Raw genomic sequence first — 17,292 nt, forward strand, 5'->3', positions numbered from 1 at the left:
CAGCCAGCCGATGGTGCGGTCGATCTGGGTATCGATGCGGGCGGCGGTCAGAAGGTGTGAATGGAATTGCTGAGCCTCCTCCGGCTTCAGGCTTGTGCGGGTATTATAATGAGGGACCGGGTCGAGCAGTGCCTTGGGAAACAGGGAATCCCCGCGGTCGAGCCGGCGCTTGCGCTTGGGCACCGGAGGCCTCCCCGCACCGGTGAGCCGGCGGGCGCTGAACGGGCTTTCTCCATCCCGCACATCAAGGGAGGGAGGAGTCTTTTCAATCATCGATAAGGACTCCAAGGTTTGCGATACCGAACATCTGTATGGTATATTGCAACAAAGTCGAATGGGTTTCAACCCCTAAAATCATTATTCTTTGAAATATTTTCATCTCCAGATCCTATTATATATCAATATGTTACAGGGTCGCCGCCGCTGGAAAGTCGCTTCCGAGGAGAATATTTCTTCGGCCTGTCGCACGCGAGTGATGGACGGTTGGCGATCGGCGGACGGGGAATGCCTGCGGGCCTGTATGGGGCATTGTTCCGGCCTGAAACCGGTAGAACCTCAACGCGGCTTAGGCCGCATTCCGCGCCATGGTCTGCAGAAGCTCAATTACAGCCCACAGGATATTAATGGAATCGACGGCTTTGTCATAGCCAACAGCAATCATATCCGGCAGGCCAATTGTATAAACAAATCCGGCATCATCTCTTTCCAGATAACCCTCAGCCACCAACTCACTCCGTAGCGTGACATGGTCAATTTCAAGACGGATGGCGACCGCTGCGATCCACAGGCGAAGGAGGCTGTTGACTTCCGCTTCGCTGTAGATCTTATAAGAGTCGAAGAGCAAGCTCGCACTCTTCAGCAGGATGTGTTTATCCCGCTGACGGCGGGGCAATCCCTTTTGACCGCTCTTGAGGCAATATTGAACCAGGCATTTTATAAACTCATTCTTGGTTATGAGGGTCATGGCCGGCCTCCAGCATATGTTCGCAAATTTGAATATCGCTTTCAGAATTGACGATGAGATGCGCCGAGAGTCATCAGAAGACTAATAATAGTTTTCCACAAACGTCCTTCATTTTTCACAATATTTTCATTTGCAATCAACCCATCATCTTCACGTGTACCTTCCGGTTCCTCGGCCCGTCAAATTCGCAGAAATAGATTCCTTGCCAGGTGCCGAGAACAAGGCGGCCGTTCTCGACAAAGACGTCTTGTGTCGATCCGATGAGACTTGACTTGAGGTGGGCGGCGCTGTTGCCCTCGCCATGCAGATAGTATTTCTGGTCCCAGGGAACGATCCGCTCCAGATCGGCCAGGAGATCGTGAACAACATCGGGGTCGGCATTCTCATTGATCGTCACCGCCGCCGTCGTATGCGGAACAAAGACCGTCACCACGCCCGTCTGAATACCCGATTCTTTCACCGCCTTCTGCACGAGATGTGTGATATCGACGAGCTGGGCATGCTGTCGTGTTTCAACCGGTATTGTCGTCATCATGGCGGATCCTCCTCAATCGATTTCCAAGGCAGCGCCTATCCCTCAGGTCTAATATTTGGATAACGCATATCCTACATGGCCATTATCTTATCCTACCGGCGTTTGTTGGACAAGAATATGTTCCAACATGAAAAGAGCGCCGCTCTCCGAACAATAAGACACGCTGGCAAAATGAATCGCCACACCACTGTTCATCCCGCGGCTTCAGGCCGCCACCAGAAAACGGAGTTTCTGTCATGCTCAAGATCGGCGGGCGGGTAGGATTCGACCGGCTGCAAGAAATGGAGCCACACTTCAAATCGATCGATTTCCCGATCGAGCTGGCGCGCGCGCTTGGTATGGAAAATATCACAATCCACCCGAATTTGATCAAAGGGGGCCCGCGAGTTCCTGCACAAGTCGGCGAGAAGAATGATCAAGCGACTCGGACGGCGCATCAGAAAACAGCGCTCGGTTACATGAAGCGGCTCGGCGGCGGGGAGATCTTCTCCATCGAAACATTCGGCGGATCCCGCCGCCTCTTTACACCCCAGGAACTAATGCAACAGAATCTCCCCATGACGTTGGATGTCGCACACATCCACAATGGCGCTCGGATGGTCGGGTCCGGTGATCCTGGAATACCTTCCCTGGCATCACTATCGCGTCAGAGACGACATCCACGCCCTCAACGAGCATCTTGCCACGGGACGAACGCCGAAACTTCTTCCCGCATCCGATCACTTCCGGAATCAGCCGGCGCGGTACGGTTATCATTGAACAGATCTCAGGTCGCCTGGGTCAGAAGAGGAGTGTCGTCACCATATATAATGTAGGGAGTCCGAGAGGGGCGATGATGGCGGCAGAGCGCCCTGAAGGATGGAATGGCAGGGGGAAAAATCACTGCATCCGGCCGAGCGATTGCAGAAACTTATCGGCTTCCAAATATACCGCCTCCTGCGCGGTTACCGGCGCAGAGACAACAAGCAGCAGGATCATCCCAAAGATCAATATCATTTCAGCAACATCATCTTCCGGGTCAGTGTCTCCCGCCCTAGATCGAGGGTATAGAAGTAGACACCCGGCGCCGCGTCGCGGCCGGCTGAATCCTTCCCGTCCCATTGCAGCGAGTATCCGCCCGCTGTTTTGTGTTCCTGTGTGATCATTCGGATGAAGCGCCCGGCGGCATCGTAGATCACGAACTTGGCCTGCCCCGCTTCAAAAATCGAATAGCGGATCTCCGTCATCCCACCGAAGGGATTCGGTGTGTTCTGCGCCCAGAGCCCGGTGTCGCCCGGCAAATCGCCCGGCGTATCGCCCGGCATATCACCGAAGCTATCGACATCCGCTAGAGGGTTTATTTTATAAAGTATAAGCTGCCCCGCCAGGGCATAGTGCGGCTCGGTGTGGCCGTTGTAGTTGTAGTTGCAATCGGTGCAGGTCCCGGGGGATACACAATCCGGATTGTTGGGGCGGCAGAGATTTTCGTAATCATAAATGTTATAGTCGAGGGTGATCGATTCACCGGGCACAATATCGTTGGTAATATCCAAATCCCACGGGATGACATCGGCGCCGGGGCACCATCCGGCCCTGGCATAGGGCCATGTCCCGCCCTGGGGACTGCAGGGATTGACATTGCAATCATACCGCCACAGCTGGTGCGTAAACTCCGTTTCGCCGGCCAAGATGGTGTGCCACATGGCGCAAAATTCAGCGCAATTGTATGTGTTCCCCTGCCCATGCCCCGTGGTGATCACGCGCACTTTTGCGGCCGCGATATCCTCATCGATCGGCACATCGACGGGCTGCAGATATTCCTCAATCGGCCGCGACGGGTCTCCATACACCGCATGGTAATTGCTCCACAAATTGATGATTTGATACGGCTCATAGGTGGCTCCGCCTTCAATAAAGGCGAAATCGAGGGTCACCAGCCATCCTTTGACTCCCCCAATCCAAGATTCGATATAGTTACTCAATGTCACTTCATTGTGCAGGATCGGTTCGTAATCGGAAACATCGATCTCCCATGTGCAGGATCCGGGATAGTTGCCGCCGGTGATATCGTAGGGCGTGACAATACGGGCGATTTCGTATGGGATGACTTCGCGTCGGCCGGTGAGTCCAGGATCGCCGGTGTCATGAAGCACCGTGAGATGACCCAGCCGGTCCCAGGGATCGCAATCGCCGGGCGCCGTTGGACATCCCAGCCTGTAAAAGAGAACGATCTTTCCATAGGCCGCCGTTGTGTCGGGGAATGTAAATGTCTGTTCATGCGGATCGGCCCAATTGTAAAAGTCATTCTCAAATGTCCGCACCCAGGTTGTGTCCCCCGAGGCGGCGTGCAACGAAGAAGTTAGACACATGACGGTCACTGCCGCCAAAACAGCGCCCATTGCCGATCGTATCATCCTGCTGATCATCGCCTTCCCCTTTGCTGTTGGGATACTTCGTCTGGGATACCGGCCACTGTCAGAGATGATCGTAGATGAAAATCGGGGCCGGTCTCAAGGGGAATCGAACCCGCCCGGCGCTCCCCGCTCTTCGAAAAACTCGTACGCATCGATGAGATCCAGGTAGGCGCCGTCGAATCCGGCGCTCAAGATCTTCTGGAGGTAGGACCCGGATTGTCCGCAAATGATCTCCTGCCATTCATCTTCCCAGTATTTAACTTTATAATTCCCCGGCCAATCGGGATTTTCTTCGGCAAGCCACGCGGGGGGATGCTGCGCCCAATCCGTCTGCCAGTAATATCGATAGTCTTCCGCTTCCCCAATGGACATATAGGCAATAACGAGGCGGGATCCCCCTGAATGCTTCATGCGCAAGGGTTCAATCTCGCCGGATGTCAATGCGCTGTCCTCATAAAATGCGTCGATGATGAGAATATCATAATCGGTTTGCGCGAGAGCAGCCAGATATGTCTGCCTGTCCGCGAAGGAGGATCCATCCAGCAGATAGAGAAAGTTTTTCGCCGCCTGGAGATTGCCCACATTCCCATTGTGCTTATTAAAAGGCGGATAGGGATAAGGAGGAATATTGTCGAGGTCCCGGTGATTGGCGGCAAATGAGATATACCCTCTCAGTTCACTCTGAAGATATGAATTGTCGACGAACGACCTAGTTGAACAATAATCCGTGACCAGCACCTCAATATTGTTTTCTTCCGCAAGATTCATAAACGCCAACATTTCGTCCTTCTCCGCCCCCGGCGTCGCCGTATTGTCGGCATTGTAGCCATAAAAAAGATCTTCTCTTCCTATCCCATTAATGGACGCCAAATAGACCGCGGAAATCGCTCCGTCGGCACCGCCGTTTTCCGTGAGCAGTTCATGGCCGTTTTGTGGGATAATCTCAAATGAGACATCGATTCGTTTGGATTCCGCGCTGATTTTCTCGACGAAATTTCTCATTTCGGTCCGATAGGTTGTCGTTTCCGGCGCCTCGCTTCCTGTTCCGTTGTCACCGCAACCCAGGATGAGAAAGCTCGAGACGAGGGATTCGATCAAAATGCCGCCTTTGCCGACCCGTCGCATACAGCCTCCGTCATGGTGGCCCGGCCGACCGCCAACGGCCTATAGGCAACCGTCAATCACCAGAGTTCTTCAGACGCCACTCTGCATCCACCGGATACATCTTGCGCAGAGACGCTGGATCGATCATTCACACAGGATCCGCCTCTCTGCAAGTTTTGCCGGCCTGGAAACGGAAGGACCCGAGCCGCTCTTGGCTTGTTTTTTCCGGGGAAAATCGTATGATTCTTTGATATATGTCCGGTTTGGCCCTGGAATCCCGGGAAAGGAGCGTTCCTTGAGACCCGTTCTTAAATTTCTAGATGATGCCTTAATTCAGGCGATTCTCTCCGAAGCCCGGGACATCCTTTGTCATTTAGGGATGGAAATCCATAACAAAAACGCCCTAGCTCTGCTTGGAGATCACGGCGCCGACATCGATATGGGCCATTGGCGGGCCAAGTTCCCCGGCAAGCTCATCGACGACGCCCTGGCGGCGGCCCCGAACTCCTTCAAGCTATATAATGCTTATGGCGATGTCGCGCACGATCTGGTGGATAACAATGTGCAATTTGTTCCCGGATCGGCTGCGATCACCGTGCTGGATTATGAAACCGGCCGGATGCGCAAGCCCACAACGGCGGACTACATCCAGCACGTCAAGCTCGTTGAGGGGCTTTCAAATATCGCGTCACAAAGCACGGCTTTTATTGCGGCGGATGTCACTGAACAGATTCAGGACAGCTACCGATTGTATCTGAGTCTTCTCTATGGCCGGAAGCCCGTCGTGACCGGCGCCTTTACCATTGAGTCCTTCAATCTTATGAAGGATTTACAAATCGCCGTCCGCGGCTCGGAAGAGGAGCTGAAAGCCAAACCCCTCACCGTGTTTTCGGTCTGCCCCACCGCGCCGCTCAAGTGGAGCGACGTCACCTCTCAAAACCTCCTCGACTGCGCCCGCAGCTCGATTCCGGTTGAGTATATCTCGATGCCTTTGCTGGGATTCATGTCGCCGGTGACGATCGTCGGAGGCCTTGTACAACACACGGCGGAAACACTAAGCGGCCTTGTTATGAGCCAGCTGGCCAATCCCGGCGCACCGGTTCTCTACGGCGGTTCGCCGGCGCTCTTTGATGTCCGCTTCGAGACCACTCCTATGGGCGCGGTGGAAACTCAAATGATCGACTGCGCCTACAATGAAATCGGCAAATATCTCGGTCTTCCGACGCAGGCGTACATTTCATTAAGCGATGCAAAGCAGCTTGACGCTCAAGCCGGCCTCGAAACCTCCATGGGCGCAACCCTCGCCGGTCTCAGCGGTATCAATAGCATCAGCGGACCCGGTATGCTTGATTTTGAAAGCTGCCAGAGCCTCGAGAAACTGGTGCTCGACAATGAGCTGGCCGGGATGATCTTTCATCTTCTCCGCGGCATCGAGCCAAAGGAGGATTTCCCCGCCCTGCCCCACTTCCAGGAGCTTGTCAAAGAGGGCCATCTGCTGATCGCCAAGCACACACGAAAACACCTTCGCACAGAACATCATTTCCCCGGCCCCGTGATCGATCGGGCGAACAGCTCCCGCTGGCTTGAAGAAGGGGCTTTAACACTCAATGAACGGGCTCATCGCGAGGTTGAACGCATTCTCACCGCCTACCAGCCGACGACCCTGCCGCAATCGGTGAAAGCGGAATTGACCGAGCTGATGGAGCGCGAGGCGCGGCGCCATGGCATGGACGCCCTTCCCACACAAAGTTAATGAGAGAGCAGATTCAAATAGCTGTTCAGGATATTCTGCCGGACCCGGCCCCGGTCTTTGCGCTGCAGGGCTATCCGCCGAATGTCCATCCGGATGCCCGTGCCCTTGGTATTTTCAAATCGGCCATGGGATTGCTCCTTGGCCTGGCCCGTCCGGTCGCCGTTTGGATGGATATCACGGCCGAAGAATTTCAATCGATCTATGAGGGCGAGGGCGACAACGCGCCGGCAACGCCGCTTGAAAGGATCTACCCACAGGCGGAACATTTCGTTCTCTTCGCCGCCACGCTCAACGAGCCTGTTTGCGATGAGATCAAGGCGCTCTTTGCAAATGACGATTTTGCCCTCGGTGCGATGCTCGATTCATTGGCTTCCGTCGCGGCCGATCTCATGGGCGGCCGCATAGAAGAACATTACCTTCGCACGGCATCGTCCTCTCCGGGTCCGAACAGCAATGGGCTGATGCGGTACAGCCCCGGTTATTGCGGATGGCATATCAGCGCACAAAAAGCTCTATTCAGGAGACTGCGCCCGGAGGGCATCGGCATCACGCTCCGGGAGAGCTATCTCATGCAGCCGCTCAAATCGATATCGGGCGTCATGCTTTGCGGGCGCCCTGAGATACATCGATTTAGACCCGATTATCCCTTTTGTTCTGAATGTTGTACAAAGAGTTGCGTTGATAGAATCAAAAAGATGAAGAAGGGGCGGCCTCCTGAGGTGAGATCAGATTGAGCGCCGGCTTTTGGGAAACAGGGGAGAATGAACGATATGAGCCTTCTAAGCCAGATATCCGAACAACTGCAGCTGGGCCTCGAGGAGGAGGTTGCCGCACTGACCCGTGAGGCGATTCAGCAGAACATGACGCCGAAGGATATACTCGACAACGGACTCATCGCAGGAATGAACATTGTCGGCGAGAAATTTCGCTCGCACGAGTTCTTTCTGCCGGATGTTCTACTGGCGGCGAAGGCGATGTACGCGGGCATGAACGAGATTAAGCCGCTGCTGATCAAAGACAAAGTCCCATCAATGGGCAAGGTCGTCATCGGGACGGTCCGGGGCGATCTCCATGATATCGGCAAAAACCTCGTCGGCGTGATGTTGCGAGGCGCCGGCTTTGATGTCATTGATTTAGGAAATGATGTTCCTCCCGCAAAATTTATTGAGACCGCCAGGAACGCCGGCGCGAAGGTTATCGGCATGTCCGCTCTCCTCACAACGACGATGCCCGCAATGAAAGAGGTTGTGGCGTTGTTGAAAAGCGAAGGGCTCACTGATCAAATTCATACTATCGTCGGCGGCGCTCCTGTTTCACAAGAGTACGCTCGGGAAATCGGCGCCAGCGCCTATAGCTATGATGCCTCCAATGCCGTTGACAGGATAAGGGCGCTGATGAATTGAGCCGGCGGATATTGGCAACCGCCAGGCAGCCGCGGGCCTATTGTGGAAGACATGCACCGCGGGTGGACGCCAGAGAGCAAAATGAACTCATTTTTATCCCGAATTAAAAACGGTGAAATTCTTCTCGGCGACGGCGGCATGGGAACACAACTCATGAAGGGTGGGCTGCCGGTCGGTGAGGCGCCCGAGACGGTTAACCTAACGCATCCCGAATCTCTGGAACAAATCGCCGCGGCCTATCTCGCGGCCGGGGCCGATCTCGTCACAACGAATACATTCGGCGGATCGCCGTTAAAACTTGCCCTCCATGGAATCGGCGAACATGCCGAAGCGATCAACCGGATCGCCGTTGAAGCCGCGCGCCGGGCGCTGATAGCTTCCGGCGGAAACGCCTACGTATCCGGCTCCTGCGGTCCCTCGGGGCGCACCCTGAAACCCTACGGCGACATGGATCCCGGGGATGTTTATCAAAGCTACGCAATGCAGATGAGTATCCTTGTTGAGGCGGGCGTCGATCTCGTCTGTATCGAGACAATGATGGATCTGGCGGAGGCGGTTCTCGCCGTCAAGGCGGCGAAAACGATCGCTCTGGATATCCCCGTGATGGCGACGATGACATTTGATGCCACCCCGCGTGGATTTTACACCATCATGGGAAATGATATCCCCACCGCCGCCAAAGGCCTCGCTGAAGCCGGCGCCGATTTGATCGGCTCAAACTGCGGTAACGGGATTGAGAAGATGGTTGAGATCGCGCGGGAATTTAAAAGGTGCAGCTCCCTGCCGCTTGTTATTCAATCTAATGCCGGTCTCCCCACGATCAAAGGCGGGGTGACAACTTACACTGAGACGCCGGAGTTTATGGCGGCGAGGGTCGGCGCACTCATCGAATGCGGCGTATCGGTCATCGGGGGGTGCTGTGGAACGACGCCGGAGCATATCAAAGCCTTCCGCCGTGTCATCAATTCGAGGCGTTGATTTCCTGAACCCATAGCGCCATGCCGCCGGTGGGACAAAAGGGAGAGGATCATTGATTCCGGCCCAGCCACCATAGACCTGCCGCTCAGGGCAGGTTCGCCTCTTTGACGAAACCAGATTCGGATCCTCTCCCTTTGAATATTCTCAGACTTACTCCATTGTCGAGCGCCGGGGTTTTTAGTGATCGCAGAAGTTTTCACCGTCCTGCAAGGATCCGTCAAGGAAAGATTGAACCAGCAGGGCCGGTTCAACAATTTCGGCGCCGATAAGAACCGCTATCTTTTGTTGTTTGAACAAATCTCTTGCCCGCCCTCCCATACCACCGGCAATCACGAGGCTTACATCTTGCTCAGCAAGCCATTGAGGCAGCAATCCGGGCTCGTGGGGCGGGGCGGGGATCCGGCTTTCCTCGCCTGCACTTTTTGATTCCAAATCGACATCAATCACGGCGAATTCTTCGCAGTGGCCGAAGTGCGGGGATAGTTTTCCTGCAGTCACCGGTATGGCTATTTTCATTAAAACTCCTTCCCTATTGGGCGGCCTTGATTATAGTTACCCACATTTTAACAACTTAGCCGCCGACAATAATCCACTCCTTCATGACATTACTGAGCCTTGCACTTCCTCGAGCAGATCTATGAAGAGATTTCTATATTCAGGCAACGCATCGACAATCGCGCGTCCCAACGAATAGGCTTCCGCGATTCTCCCATCTGAGGGAATTTCGGCAAGAATGGGGATTTCCTTGGTTTTGCAATACCGATGTACCCTGTCGTCGCCGGTCCCGACGCGATTGATGACAATCCCATATCTGAGTTTGAGCGCCTCGATCATCTCAACAGCCACAACAAGATCGCCGTATCCGCGGGGGGTCGGTTCGGCGACAAGAACGACAAAATCGGTGTCTTTGACCGCGGCGACCGTTGGACACGTCGCGCCGGGCGGTGAATCGATGATGGTTAGTTCATTTCCCTTTTCATGCGCTCGGACCGCCCGGATCAGCGGCGATGATATCACTTCCCCAATATTAAGTTTTCCCTGGACCAATGTGACCCGGCCGCTCCGGCCGCGCTCGATCACTCCGATTTCATGTAACGATTCAACGATTGCGTCTGTAGGACAGGAATGAATGCACTCGCCACATCCATGGCAAAGCTCAGGAAAGACGAGGGGCTTGGATCCCAGCATGATGATGGCGTTATACTCACAGATGTCCCTGCAGGCGCCGCACCCCGTGCATTTCTGCGCGATAACATTGGGCGTGAGAACGGACAACGATCTGGCATCCATCTCCTTGGGATTCAGAAAGTGATGGCACTTCGGTTCCTCGACATCGCAGTCAAGCAATAGAACATCTTCCCGCACCGCCGAGGCCAGACCGATGGCAACCGTCGTTTTTCCCGTTCCACCTTTACCGCCCGCAATTGATATTTTCATGGTTCCAGCCATCCTCGATTCATCACATCGGTCCTTCGCATCCTTCATCTCGGCCTTCCGTCATTCCGCTTTTGGAGGTCTTGAAAAGAATTCATCAACTCGATTCATGAGTGCTTGGAATTGATCTCTCAATCCCGATATCTCGCTCCGGAGACTTTGAATGTCGCCGGGATCCGACCCCTGTCCTGAATACTCAACATCTCCTTCAGAGAACCTCACAGGATAATCACCACGCCAGCCGTATCCTCTTCCCCGTCGAAAACCGCCGAATCCGCGAAAGCGCCGTCCGCGACCAAAACCTCTTCCCATTCCGCCGAAACCCGGATTCATGAAGCCTGGATTTTCATATCCGGAACACAGTCCAACGGCTCTGCCTGTTCTCGGGCCTTCACCTCTGGGGCCTCTTCGATCTCCTCCTGGCATTGGTACACCCTCCTTCCTTCTGTTCTTGGTTTTCACAATAATTATTGCGGTTGCCGCGCATCCTCCACCGGCCGCGGCAGCGCCCACCGGAACCCATCATCATTCCCGGCTCGAGTTCGCCGCGATGATAGCTCCGGAGAGAATCCTCCACTGTCCCCGAGATCCAGGAATAGAGCGCTATGCCGCATTGCTTGATTTGATGCGCGGAAGTCTCATCTATGGCGCCGCAAATTAAAGCCTCCACGCGCTGATCAACCAGCAGCCGGATCCGATCTTGCGATGAGAATCCATCGGTCATGAATTGCGCGGCATCCGCCGACTCGCCGGTCTTCGCCGTCGTAATATAGAAGGCTCCCGCGCAGTCAAAGCGTGGTGAGACTCGGTTCCCGAATGTGGCGACGGCGATCTTCATAGACGGATCCTCTTTGTGCCCAATACAACAGAAAGCAGAAATCGAGCCAATACCCGACGGAGGGAGTAAACCTCTTAACGCATTTATTTCTAACAAGATGCAGAACAAGAGTTCGTATCGCAATATTGCAACCCAATTGCAATATTGAGATTTCTCGCAGCGTGATGTTGCATTATCGCAACCTCAGGGGTCGGGGTCGACGCCCGGGTTCGTTTGAGACCGTGAGCTCTCATCGGAGTGATTGAGGTTAGGGATAGCGAATGCCGTATTTCTGCATCCAGCGCCAGAGGGTGGCTTTGTGTATACCCAGCTCTTCTGCGGTGCGTCTACGATTTCCATGGTGTTTATGTAAAACATCGACAATCACCCTGAGTTTGGCCGCTTGAATCGGATCACCGGCGGACACGCCGGCTTGCGCCGGCCCGTGCGCGGTATGGTCCTTCGTTTGCAAGGGGAAGCCCTCTGCCCCTCTTCCGCCCGCATCACGCGCCTCCCCGGCGAGGATTTCAAGCGGCAGGTGTCGGCGCTCTATCGTTGTTTCGTGACAAAGAACAAAGGCGTGTTCAATAACATTTTCAAGCTCCCGGATATTTCCAGGAAAGGAGTGCTGCATAAAAAGATGCATGACTTCATTGGAAACGCTTTCGATATTCTTTCCCATCTTGGCATTGAACTGATGTATGAAATGCTCCACAAGAAGAGGAATATCCTCCCGCCGCTTTTTAAGAGGCGGCAGAACCATTTTCATGATATTCAACCGATAGTAGAGATCGTCACGAAACGTCCCCATGGCTACGAGGTCCGCGAGCGTCCTATTTGTCGACGCAATGATCCTGACATTGGCTTTAATGGGTTTGATGGAACCAAGCGGTTCGTATTCCTTCTCCTGCAGGACCCTCAGCAGCTTCACCTGTAATGCGGTGGAAATCTCGCCGATCTCATCCAGCATTATCGTCCCACCCTCGGCAAGGGCGAAGCGACCGGGTTTATCTTTCTTAGCATCGGTGAAAGCGCCCCGTACATAACCAAACAACTCCGATTCGAGCAATGTGTCCGGCAATGCGCCGCAATTGACGACAATGTACTTTTTGTTTTTTCGCGGGCTGAGATTATGGATCGCTTTCGCAAAGAGCTCTTTACCGGATCCACTCGGCCCTTCAATCAGGACCGTGCTTTCGCTGGTTGCAATATCCTGCATAATTCCGAAGATACGTTTTATTTCATGGTTCTTGCTGATGATATCTTCAAAAGAGTATTGTTCACTGATTTCCTTTCTGAGAATTTCTATGGCGGATAGATCCCGAAATGTTTCGACGCCGCCGACAATGGCGCCCTTGTCATTTCTTAGAACGGCGGTGCTGATACTCAGCTGAATTTGCCTACCGTCGCTGTTTAATATATTGATCCGGTGATCGACAAGATTTTTCCGCGTTTCCATTGTCTGCCGCAGGGCGCAAGCTGTCTGGCAGATATCAGCGCGGAAGACATCAAAACATTTTTGCCCGATCGCCTGCCTCTTGGAAACACCCGTAATGCGCTCCGCCGCCCGGTTGAAGGAGGTGATATTCCAATCCTTGTCGACGGTAAAAACACCGTCGGCAATTGAATCGAGAATCACTTCTGTATGGGGTCTTGCCAATTTCCCTAATCCCTACCCATATGGTTATCCGGTTCGCTGCCGACAAGAGCCCGGTCGAAACCGGGCTCTTGTTGCAAAGCGCCTGCCAACGACTTTCGCATTTCCCATGCTGCCCGGATTACTTGTATTCCCTTTCGCCGACCGCCGGTTGATAAGCGGCCTTGACTTTAATCCATTCAAAACTCGGCTCGATATCGGTGACCTGGATTTTTGCAAAATGGTTGTCGCCGGTCCAAATGGCATAGACATGGCCCATCAAGGCTTCAATCGAATGCCCCGCGTCGGCATACCCTGTTTCGGGCGCTTCGTCGGCATCATCCCAATCCTGCATGTAGCCGATATCCTGGATCCAACCGGAATTGATGCCGTCGATCCAGGCCCTGACACCGGCTCCGGGATTGAACCGTTCGACCATGATGTCGCCCGAGCCGCCCGGCGTATCGTAATTGCTATCAAGACTGGTGCAATCAACACGCTCAAAGCTCGAAACCTCAAGCCCGGCCAACGTCGGCTCCGCCTGTTTCGCATAGAGCGTGATCGTTGTTCCCGATTCAGGGCGCGGTGTGTCGGCGATGATATTGCTCGTATAGCTGATATCGCTCCAATTGTCTTTCGCCGCGACCACGAGGAAATGATAGGTCTCGCCATTGGTCAATCCGTCAATGACAATCGACTTGAGCTCTGAACAGGGAGGTGTCACGGAAAGCGAATCGACAACCTCAAAACCATTGGGAACCTCCTCGCGAGGATCCGCGCCACCGCCGTAGGGACCTGAAATAAAATAGACCTTGTAGCCGACGAGATCGTCGTAATTACTGCACCACCAGAAGAGGGTCACCTCTTCATCACCTGTAATACTATAGAGTCCGAGGGGGGGCGCTAGATCCTCCGGCGCCACCACCGTTGTCGTCGTGTCATCGCATCCCATAAATCCGACCATCATCAGCAATACCACCATCATCAGCAACTTCTTCATGCCGCCCTCCTTGTCTATCTGCGGGTTCTGGCCCCGTAAAGGCCTCACGCCCATCGATACCGGCTCCTGATGCTATGGTTCCCTGGGCGATCGATCATCACGCGGAGAGTACCTATTGAACGCCATTTATTCAATGTCGCTGTAACTCTTTCTGTTATTAGATAGTTACGAAGTACCCCGTATTCTAGTTGATCCTCCCTTCACCCCGATCATATCCTGTGTGGGCCATATCCAAACGCGCGCCCCCAGGAGGATCGCATGTCAACGATTTCGACCGAAGTGGTGAACCGCACTCTGGTCATCAAGCTGAATCGCGGAACAACAAACGCCGTCAATCTGGACCTCCTGCGGGAGCTGGGGCGGACGCTTGATGACTCGGCGTCGGACGACTCGCTCTCCGCCGTCCTGCTCACCAGTCCGAACGAGAAATTCTTTTCGATCGGTTTTGATATTCCGTGGTTGATCGATCTTTCCAAAGATGATTTTTCAATCTTCTTTAGGACCTTCAACCGCCTTAGTCTGAAATTGTTTACTTTTCCAAAGCCGACACTCGCATCGATTCCCGGGCATGCCGTTGCGGGTGGCTGCATCCTGGCGCTCTGCTGCGATTATCGTTTCATCACCGAGGGACACAAGCTGATGGGTTTGAACGAAATCAAGCTTGGCGTGCCGATCCCTTATCCATCCGATTGCATTCTCCGGCATCTTGTCAGCACACGCTATGTGCGCGAAATGCTTGATACCGGTGATTTTTATCCTCCGGAGAGATTGATACAAATGGGTCTGGTCGATCGCGTTTTTCCGCAGGAAGCCCTGTACGCCCAATCACTCGACTGGGTGACGCGGCTCGGAAATCAGCCGGCTCATGCTTATGCGATGATTAAAGAAAACCGCGTGGCACCGGTCGAGCGTCAGATCCTGGAACGGTTGGAAGAGAGGGAAAGAATCTTCATCTCCCTCTGGTACGCCGACGATGTTCGCCGGCGGTTACGCGAAGCGATGGAGCGTTTTTAGCCCCTACTCGCCTTTATTGCAATTTGACAATTTTATTCATGAGAACTTGATCGTTCAACCGCAAGCGGGCGAAATAGGCTCCTCCCGCAACCGGGTGTCCCTCATTGTTCCGCCCATCCCAAATCCATGAATGGCGGCCGGGGGACAGGTCTTTGTCGGCTAATACTCGTATCCGGCGGCCCGTCAGCGAGAAGACGGCTATCTCGGCGCGCCCGGCTACAGCCGTTGTGAAAGCTATCACAGTTTGTGTCACAAAGGGGGTCGGGGTCGCGCTGAACGCGAGCGCCGGCAGAGGATCCATAGGCGAACCCGGTGCAATTCCTGTGACCCAATCTAATATGATTGTGCTATGCGTCTTGTTCCCGGCGGCATCAACGGAACAGACCTCGATCTCATACTCCCCGCCTGGAAGATGAATAAACTCGTCTAGAAACAATTCGGTGTGGAAATAGCACTCATCAACGCCGCCAAGCAGCAGCGGGTTCCAGCATGTGGGAGGAACACGGTAAAAGACATCCTCTATCGGGACATTTTCATATACGGTCACGATCAGCCTGGGGATTCCGCTGCTATCGGCAAAAGACAAGAAAACTTCCGGGGGCTGGCAATCTATTTCGAAGGAATTGCCGTGGAGTCCAGCGGCGGGAATTGGAGAATTGTCGGGGTCCCGGAGGATAAGAGCCCCAGGCGTAATGTTTGTGGCCAGTGGAACGGTTTGTTCCAGGCCTCTATTGATCATGTAGAAAAGATCGCCATTCCCCGTCGCCAGCGGCGCAGAGCCCCCAAGAATCGCCCCGCTGATATTTCGCTCATCTCCTGATCCAAGATAATAGTACTGCGTCGGATACCCGCCCCCCGCGAGGGCCAGAAAACCTCCCTCCTCAAACCGGAGATTATGGAGCTTCGCGCTTGCAAAGGTCAGCCCGGCATTAAAACCCCGAAGCCCCGGAGAGGCCAGGTCCTGGTTGAGAACAACATCCACCGAGCGCCAGGCGGCACATCGGATAAGCTGGCTTGGAACTAGATAAACCAGCCCGCTTGGCAATTCCGCCCTCGGCGACCATAAAATATTCGCGCCGACTCCATCGCCAAAAGCGCCATTGGGGCCCGCATTGTCTCCCCACCAGGAATCTTTTGAGGAAAATTCGTATGCCGCCGAACCCTGGATATAGTCCAGCCCGGCGCCTTCGTTATTGAAATAGAAATTACCCCCCAGGTTCCAATAGTAGGCGTCTGTTGTATAGACTCTATCCAGCTTCAATCCAGCAGATGGTGTCGGGGTAAAATCGGAGAACAGATGGTAGGAAAGGATATTTTCGGAGACTTTTACATTATCATAGTATTGCCCGGCGTCATCATCGCTGGAAAATAGAATTCCGGACATCCCTCTGTTTTGAGAACAGAGATTGGATTGCAGGCGAATATAGTCTCCCCCGCCCGTCAACCGAACGGCTCCGCGAGAGATCAGCGGATCTTGATAGGGGGTGGTATTTTTCGTTATCGTATTGCCGATAATACGAAGATAGCGAACAGGCGCGCCATCTCCTGGGGCGCCGGCGTCACCCGCGATGACAATAGGATGACTGTTATTGGAGCAGATGAGGTTATCCCGAATATTAATCCAAGTGAGAATATCCGCGGCCCCGGTCGTATGAAGCCCGATCGCTACGCCCCGTTCCAGCGCCTCAAACCGATTGTCCGAGATGAAGAGCCCACACAAGGTTCCCGCGCCGTAAATTCCCGTATCGAGGCCCTCGAAGCATAGGTCCTCAATGTCGATCGACAATAATCCCGGAGCCCCTCCGTCGAGTAGGATCCCACCTTCCCAATCGGCCGGATTATAATCTCCAATGATTCCAAACCCCATACCCTGGATTTCGATATGATGGACTCCCGCGCCAACAACGATGGCATAAGGAGTCGAGCCATCGTCGATCAGATCATTCGATAGAATATAGGTTTCGCCGGACGCGGTGAGAGTCTCTCCCCAGCTGGAAATCGGTATCGACGCAGAAACTTGGGTCGACGATATAAAGAAAATTCCTACTAAAACACAGATAATAAAACGCATGGTGATCATGCCACCTCCGCTCAACGCGACCAAATCCAACGCTCTCAACTTGGGGTGGTTTTCAGCTGCGGAAACCATGCTACTTCTTTGGGCTCTGCGTTTCAAGTAAGAAGTTCGGCTTGTGGGCCGGGTGCCCTCCTTTCTTCTCTTTTGAGGCTCCTGCCGATTTTCTTGACTGGATAGAGCTTAT

The 17,292-nt window shown here is 53.9% G+C and carries 19 protein-coding genes; 6 read left to right on the plus strand and 13 right to left on the minus strand.

The genetic code is table 11. The annotated features are described in order from the left end of the window. From KJ970_20175 to KJ970_20190, 4 genes are all read right to left on the minus strand, one after another. The coding region (locus tag KJ970_20175) for a hypothetical protein (protein ID MBU2693241.1) at positions 1 to 273 on the minus strand (273 nt) is incomplete at its 3' end. A gap of 292 nt (positions 274 to 565) precedes the next feature. Further along, positions 566 to 964, minus strand: a complete 399-nt coding sequence (locus tag KJ970_20180) for a DUF2087 domain-containing protein (protein ID MBU2693242.1) — start codon at positions 962 to 964, stop codon at positions 566 to 568. Between the two features lie 136 nt (positions 965 to 1,100). Continuing rightward, positions 1,101 to 1,499: a secondary thiamine-phosphate synthase enzyme YjbQ gene (locus KJ970_20185; GenBank protein MBU2693243.1), complete on the minus strand. Its 399-nt coding sequence runs from the start codon at positions 1,497 to 1,499 to the stop codon at positions 1,101 to 1,103. 191 nt (positions 1,500 to 1,690) lie between these two features. After that, positions 1,691 to 1,858, minus strand: coding sequence for a hypothetical protein (locus KJ970_20190; GenBank protein ID MBU2693244.1), 168 nt, complete (start codon positions 1,856 to 1,858; stop codon positions 1,691 to 1,693). A gap of 208 nt (positions 1,859 to 2,066) precedes the next feature. Between KJ970_20190 and KJ970_20195 the strand changes: the two genes are divergently transcribed. Beyond that, entirely contained in the window at positions 2,067 to 2,258 is a 192-nt protein-coding gene (locus KJ970_20195; GenBank protein ID MBU2693245.1) for a hypothetical protein, read from the plus strand. Between the two features lie 233 nt (positions 2,259 to 2,491). Here the strand turns inward: KJ970_20195 and KJ970_20200 are convergent, their stop codons facing one another. Both KJ970_20200 and KJ970_20205 read right to left on the minus strand, forming a co-directional pair. Next, complete coding sequence (locus KJ970_20200) at positions 2,492 to 3,892, minus strand: T9SS type A sorting domain-containing protein (GenBank protein ID MBU2693246.1); 1,401 nt, start codon at positions 3,890 to 3,892, stop codon at positions 2,492 to 2,494. Positions 3,893 to 3,988: 96 nt separating this feature from the next. Further along, positions 3,989 to 5,017, minus strand: coding sequence for an endo alpha-1,4 polygalactosaminidase (locus tag KJ970_20205; GenBank protein MBU2693247.1), 1,029 nt, complete (start codon positions 5,015 to 5,017; stop codon positions 3,989 to 3,991). 274 nt (positions 5,018 to 5,291) lie between these two features. Here KJ970_20205 and KJ970_20210 point away from each other — a divergent pair, with 274 nt between their 5' ends. The 4 genes from KJ970_20210 (at position 5,292) to KJ970_20225 (ending at position 9,130) form a co-directional block, all read left to right on the plus strand. Continuing rightward, positions 5,292 to 6,749, plus strand: coding sequence for a trimethylamine methyltransferase family protein (locus tag KJ970_20210; protein ID MBU2693248.1), 1,458 nt, complete (start codon positions 5,292 to 5,294; stop codon positions 6,747 to 6,749). Beyond that, positions 6,749 to 7,483 (plus strand): hypothetical protein, encoded by a 735-nt coding sequence (locus tag KJ970_20215; GenBank protein MBU2693249.1) that lies wholly within the window; start codon positions 6,749 to 6,751, stop codon positions 7,481 to 7,483. The genes KJ970_20210 and KJ970_20215 overlap by 1 nt, the downstream gene beginning before the upstream one ends. A gap of 36 nt (positions 7,484 to 7,519) precedes the next feature. Then, positions 7,520 to 8,152 carry a corrinoid protein gene (locus KJ970_20220; GenBank protein ID MBU2693250.1) on the plus strand — a complete coding sequence of 211 codons (633 nt, stop codon included), beginning with the start codon at positions 7,520 to 7,522 and terminating at the stop codon, positions 8,150 to 8,152. An 81-nt stretch (positions 8,153 to 8,233) separates the two neighbouring features. Next, the gene (locus KJ970_20225; protein ID MBU2693251.1) at positions 8,234 to 9,130 is read left to right on the plus strand and encodes a homocysteine S-methyltransferase family protein; all 897 of its coding nucleotides are present in this window, start codon (positions 8,234 to 8,236) and stop codon (positions 9,128 to 9,130) included. Between the two features lie 177 nt (positions 9,131 to 9,307). On the opposite strand, the gene KJ970_20230 is transcribed toward KJ970_20225, so the two are convergent. The 6 genes from KJ970_20230 to KJ970_20255 all read right to left on the minus strand — a co-directional run bounded on the left by KJ970_20230 (position 9,308) and on the right by KJ970_20255 (position 14,017). After that, positions 9,308 to 9,646, minus strand: coding sequence for a NifB/NifX family molybdenum-iron cluster-binding protein (locus tag KJ970_20230; GenBank protein MBU2693252.1), 339 nt, complete (start codon positions 9,644 to 9,646; stop codon positions 9,308 to 9,310). Positions 9,647 to 9,727: 81 nt separating this feature from the next. Next, the gene (locus KJ970_20235) at positions 9,728 to 10,567 is read right to left on the minus strand and encodes a 4Fe-4S binding protein (protein ID MBU2693253.1); all 840 of its coding nucleotides are present in this window, start codon (positions 10,565 to 10,567) and stop codon (positions 9,728 to 9,730) included. A gap of 60 nt (positions 10,568 to 10,627) precedes the next feature. Continuing rightward, the gene (locus KJ970_20240; protein MBU2693254.1) at positions 10,628 to 10,990 is read right to left on the minus strand and encodes a DUF5320 domain-containing protein; all 363 of its coding nucleotides are present in this window, start codon (positions 10,988 to 10,990) and stop codon (positions 10,628 to 10,630) included. Beyond that, positions 10,956 to 11,402 carry a hypothetical protein gene (locus KJ970_20245; GenBank protein MBU2693255.1) on the minus strand — a complete coding sequence of 149 codons (447 nt, stop codon included), beginning with the start codon at positions 11,400 to 11,402 and terminating at the stop codon, positions 10,956 to 10,958. Before KJ970_20245 ends, KJ970_20240 begins: the two co-directional genes overlap by 35 nt. A 247-nt stretch (positions 11,403 to 11,649) precedes the next feature. Then, on the minus strand, positions 11,650 to 13,041 hold the full coding sequence (locus tag KJ970_20250) for a sigma 54-interacting transcriptional regulator (protein MBU2693256.1): 1,392 nt from the start codon (positions 13,039 to 13,041) through the stop codon (positions 11,650 to 11,652). A gap of 118 nt (positions 13,042 to 13,159) precedes the next feature. Then, positions 13,160 to 14,017: a hypothetical protein gene (locus tag KJ970_20255; GenBank protein MBU2693257.1), complete on the minus strand. Its 858-nt coding sequence runs from the start codon at positions 14,015 to 14,017 to the stop codon at positions 13,160 to 13,162. Between the two features lie 258 nt (positions 14,018 to 14,275). On the opposite strand from KJ970_20255, the gene KJ970_20260 reads away from it, so the two are divergent. Then, positions 14,276 to 15,031 (plus strand): enoyl-CoA hydratase/isomerase family protein, encoded by a 756-nt coding sequence (locus tag KJ970_20260; GenBank protein MBU2693258.1) that lies wholly within the window; start codon positions 14,276 to 14,278, stop codon positions 15,029 to 15,031. Between the two features lie 13 nt (positions 15,032 to 15,044). Here KJ970_20260 and KJ970_20265 read toward each other — a convergent pair whose 3' ends face one another. Next, on the minus strand, positions 15,045 to 17,111 hold the full coding sequence (locus KJ970_20265; GenBank protein MBU2693259.1) for a hypothetical protein: 2,067 nt from the start codon (positions 17,109 to 17,111) through the stop codon (positions 15,045 to 15,047). Between the last annotated feature and the right edge of the window lie 181 nt (positions 17,112 to 17,292).

The sequence above is a fragment of the Candidatus Eisenbacteria bacterium genome, from assembly GCA_018831195.1.
Lineage (GTDB): Bacteria > Eisenbacteria > RBG-16-71-46 > CAIMUX01 > JAHJDP01 > JAHJDP01.

Bases quoted from the DNA above. Each gene is read 5' to 3' on its own strand.
- KJ970_20180 (MBU2693242.1), bottom strand. From the start codon at position 964: ATGACCCTCATAACCAAGAATGAGTTTATAAAATGCCTGGTTCAATAT.
- KJ970_20185 (MBU2693243.1), bottom strand. From the start codon at position 1,499: ATGATGACGACAATACCGGTTGAAACACGACAGCATGCCCAGCTCGTC.
- KJ970_20195 (MBU2693245.1), top strand. From the start codon at position 2,067: ATGTCGCACACATCCACAATGGCGCTCGGATGGTCGGGTCCGGTGATC.
- KJ970_20200 (MBU2693246.1), bottom strand. From the start codon at position 3,892: ATGATACGATCGGCAATGGGCGCTGTTTTGGCGGCAGTGACCGTCATG.
- KJ970_20205 (MBU2693247.1), bottom strand. From the start codon at position 5,017: ATGCGACGGGTCGGCAAAGGCGGCATTTTGATCGAATCCCTCGTCTCG.
- KJ970_20215 (MBU2693249.1), top strand. From the start codon at position 6,749: ATGAGAGAGCAGATTCAAATAGCTGTTCAGGATATTCTGCCGGACCCG.
- KJ970_20220 (MBU2693250.1), top strand. From the start codon at position 7,520: ATGAGCCTTCTAAGCCAGATATCCGAACAACTGCAGCTGGGCCTCGAG.
- KJ970_20225 (MBU2693251.1), top strand. From the start codon at position 8,234: ATGAACTCATTTTTATCCCGAATTAAAAACGGTGAAATTCTTCTCGGC.
- KJ970_20230 (MBU2693252.1), bottom strand. From the start codon at position 9,646: ATGAAAATAGCCATACCGGTGACTGCAGGAAAACTATCCCCGCACTTC.
- KJ970_20235 (MBU2693253.1), bottom strand. From the start codon at position 10,567: ATGAAAATATCAATTGCGGGCGGTAAAGGTGGAACGGGAAAAACGACG.
- KJ970_20240 (MBU2693254.1), bottom strand. From the start codon at position 10,990: ATGCCAGGAGGAGATCGAAGAGGCCCCAGAGGTGAAGGCCCGAGAACA.
- KJ970_20245 (MBU2693255.1), bottom strand. From the start codon at position 11,402: ATGAAGATCGCCGTCGCCACATTCGGGAACCGAGTCTCACCACGCTTT.
- KJ970_20255 (MBU2693257.1), bottom strand. From the start codon at position 14,017: ATGAAGAAGTTGCTGATGATGGTGGTATTGCTGATGATGGTCGGATTT.
- KJ970_20260 (MBU2693258.1), top strand. From the start codon at position 14,276: ATGTCAACGATTTCGACCGAAGTGGTGAACCGCACTCTGGTCATCAAG.
- KJ970_20265 (MBU2693259.1), bottom strand. From the start codon at position 17,111: ATGATCACCATGCGTTTTATTATCTGTGTTTTAGTAGGAATTTTCTTT.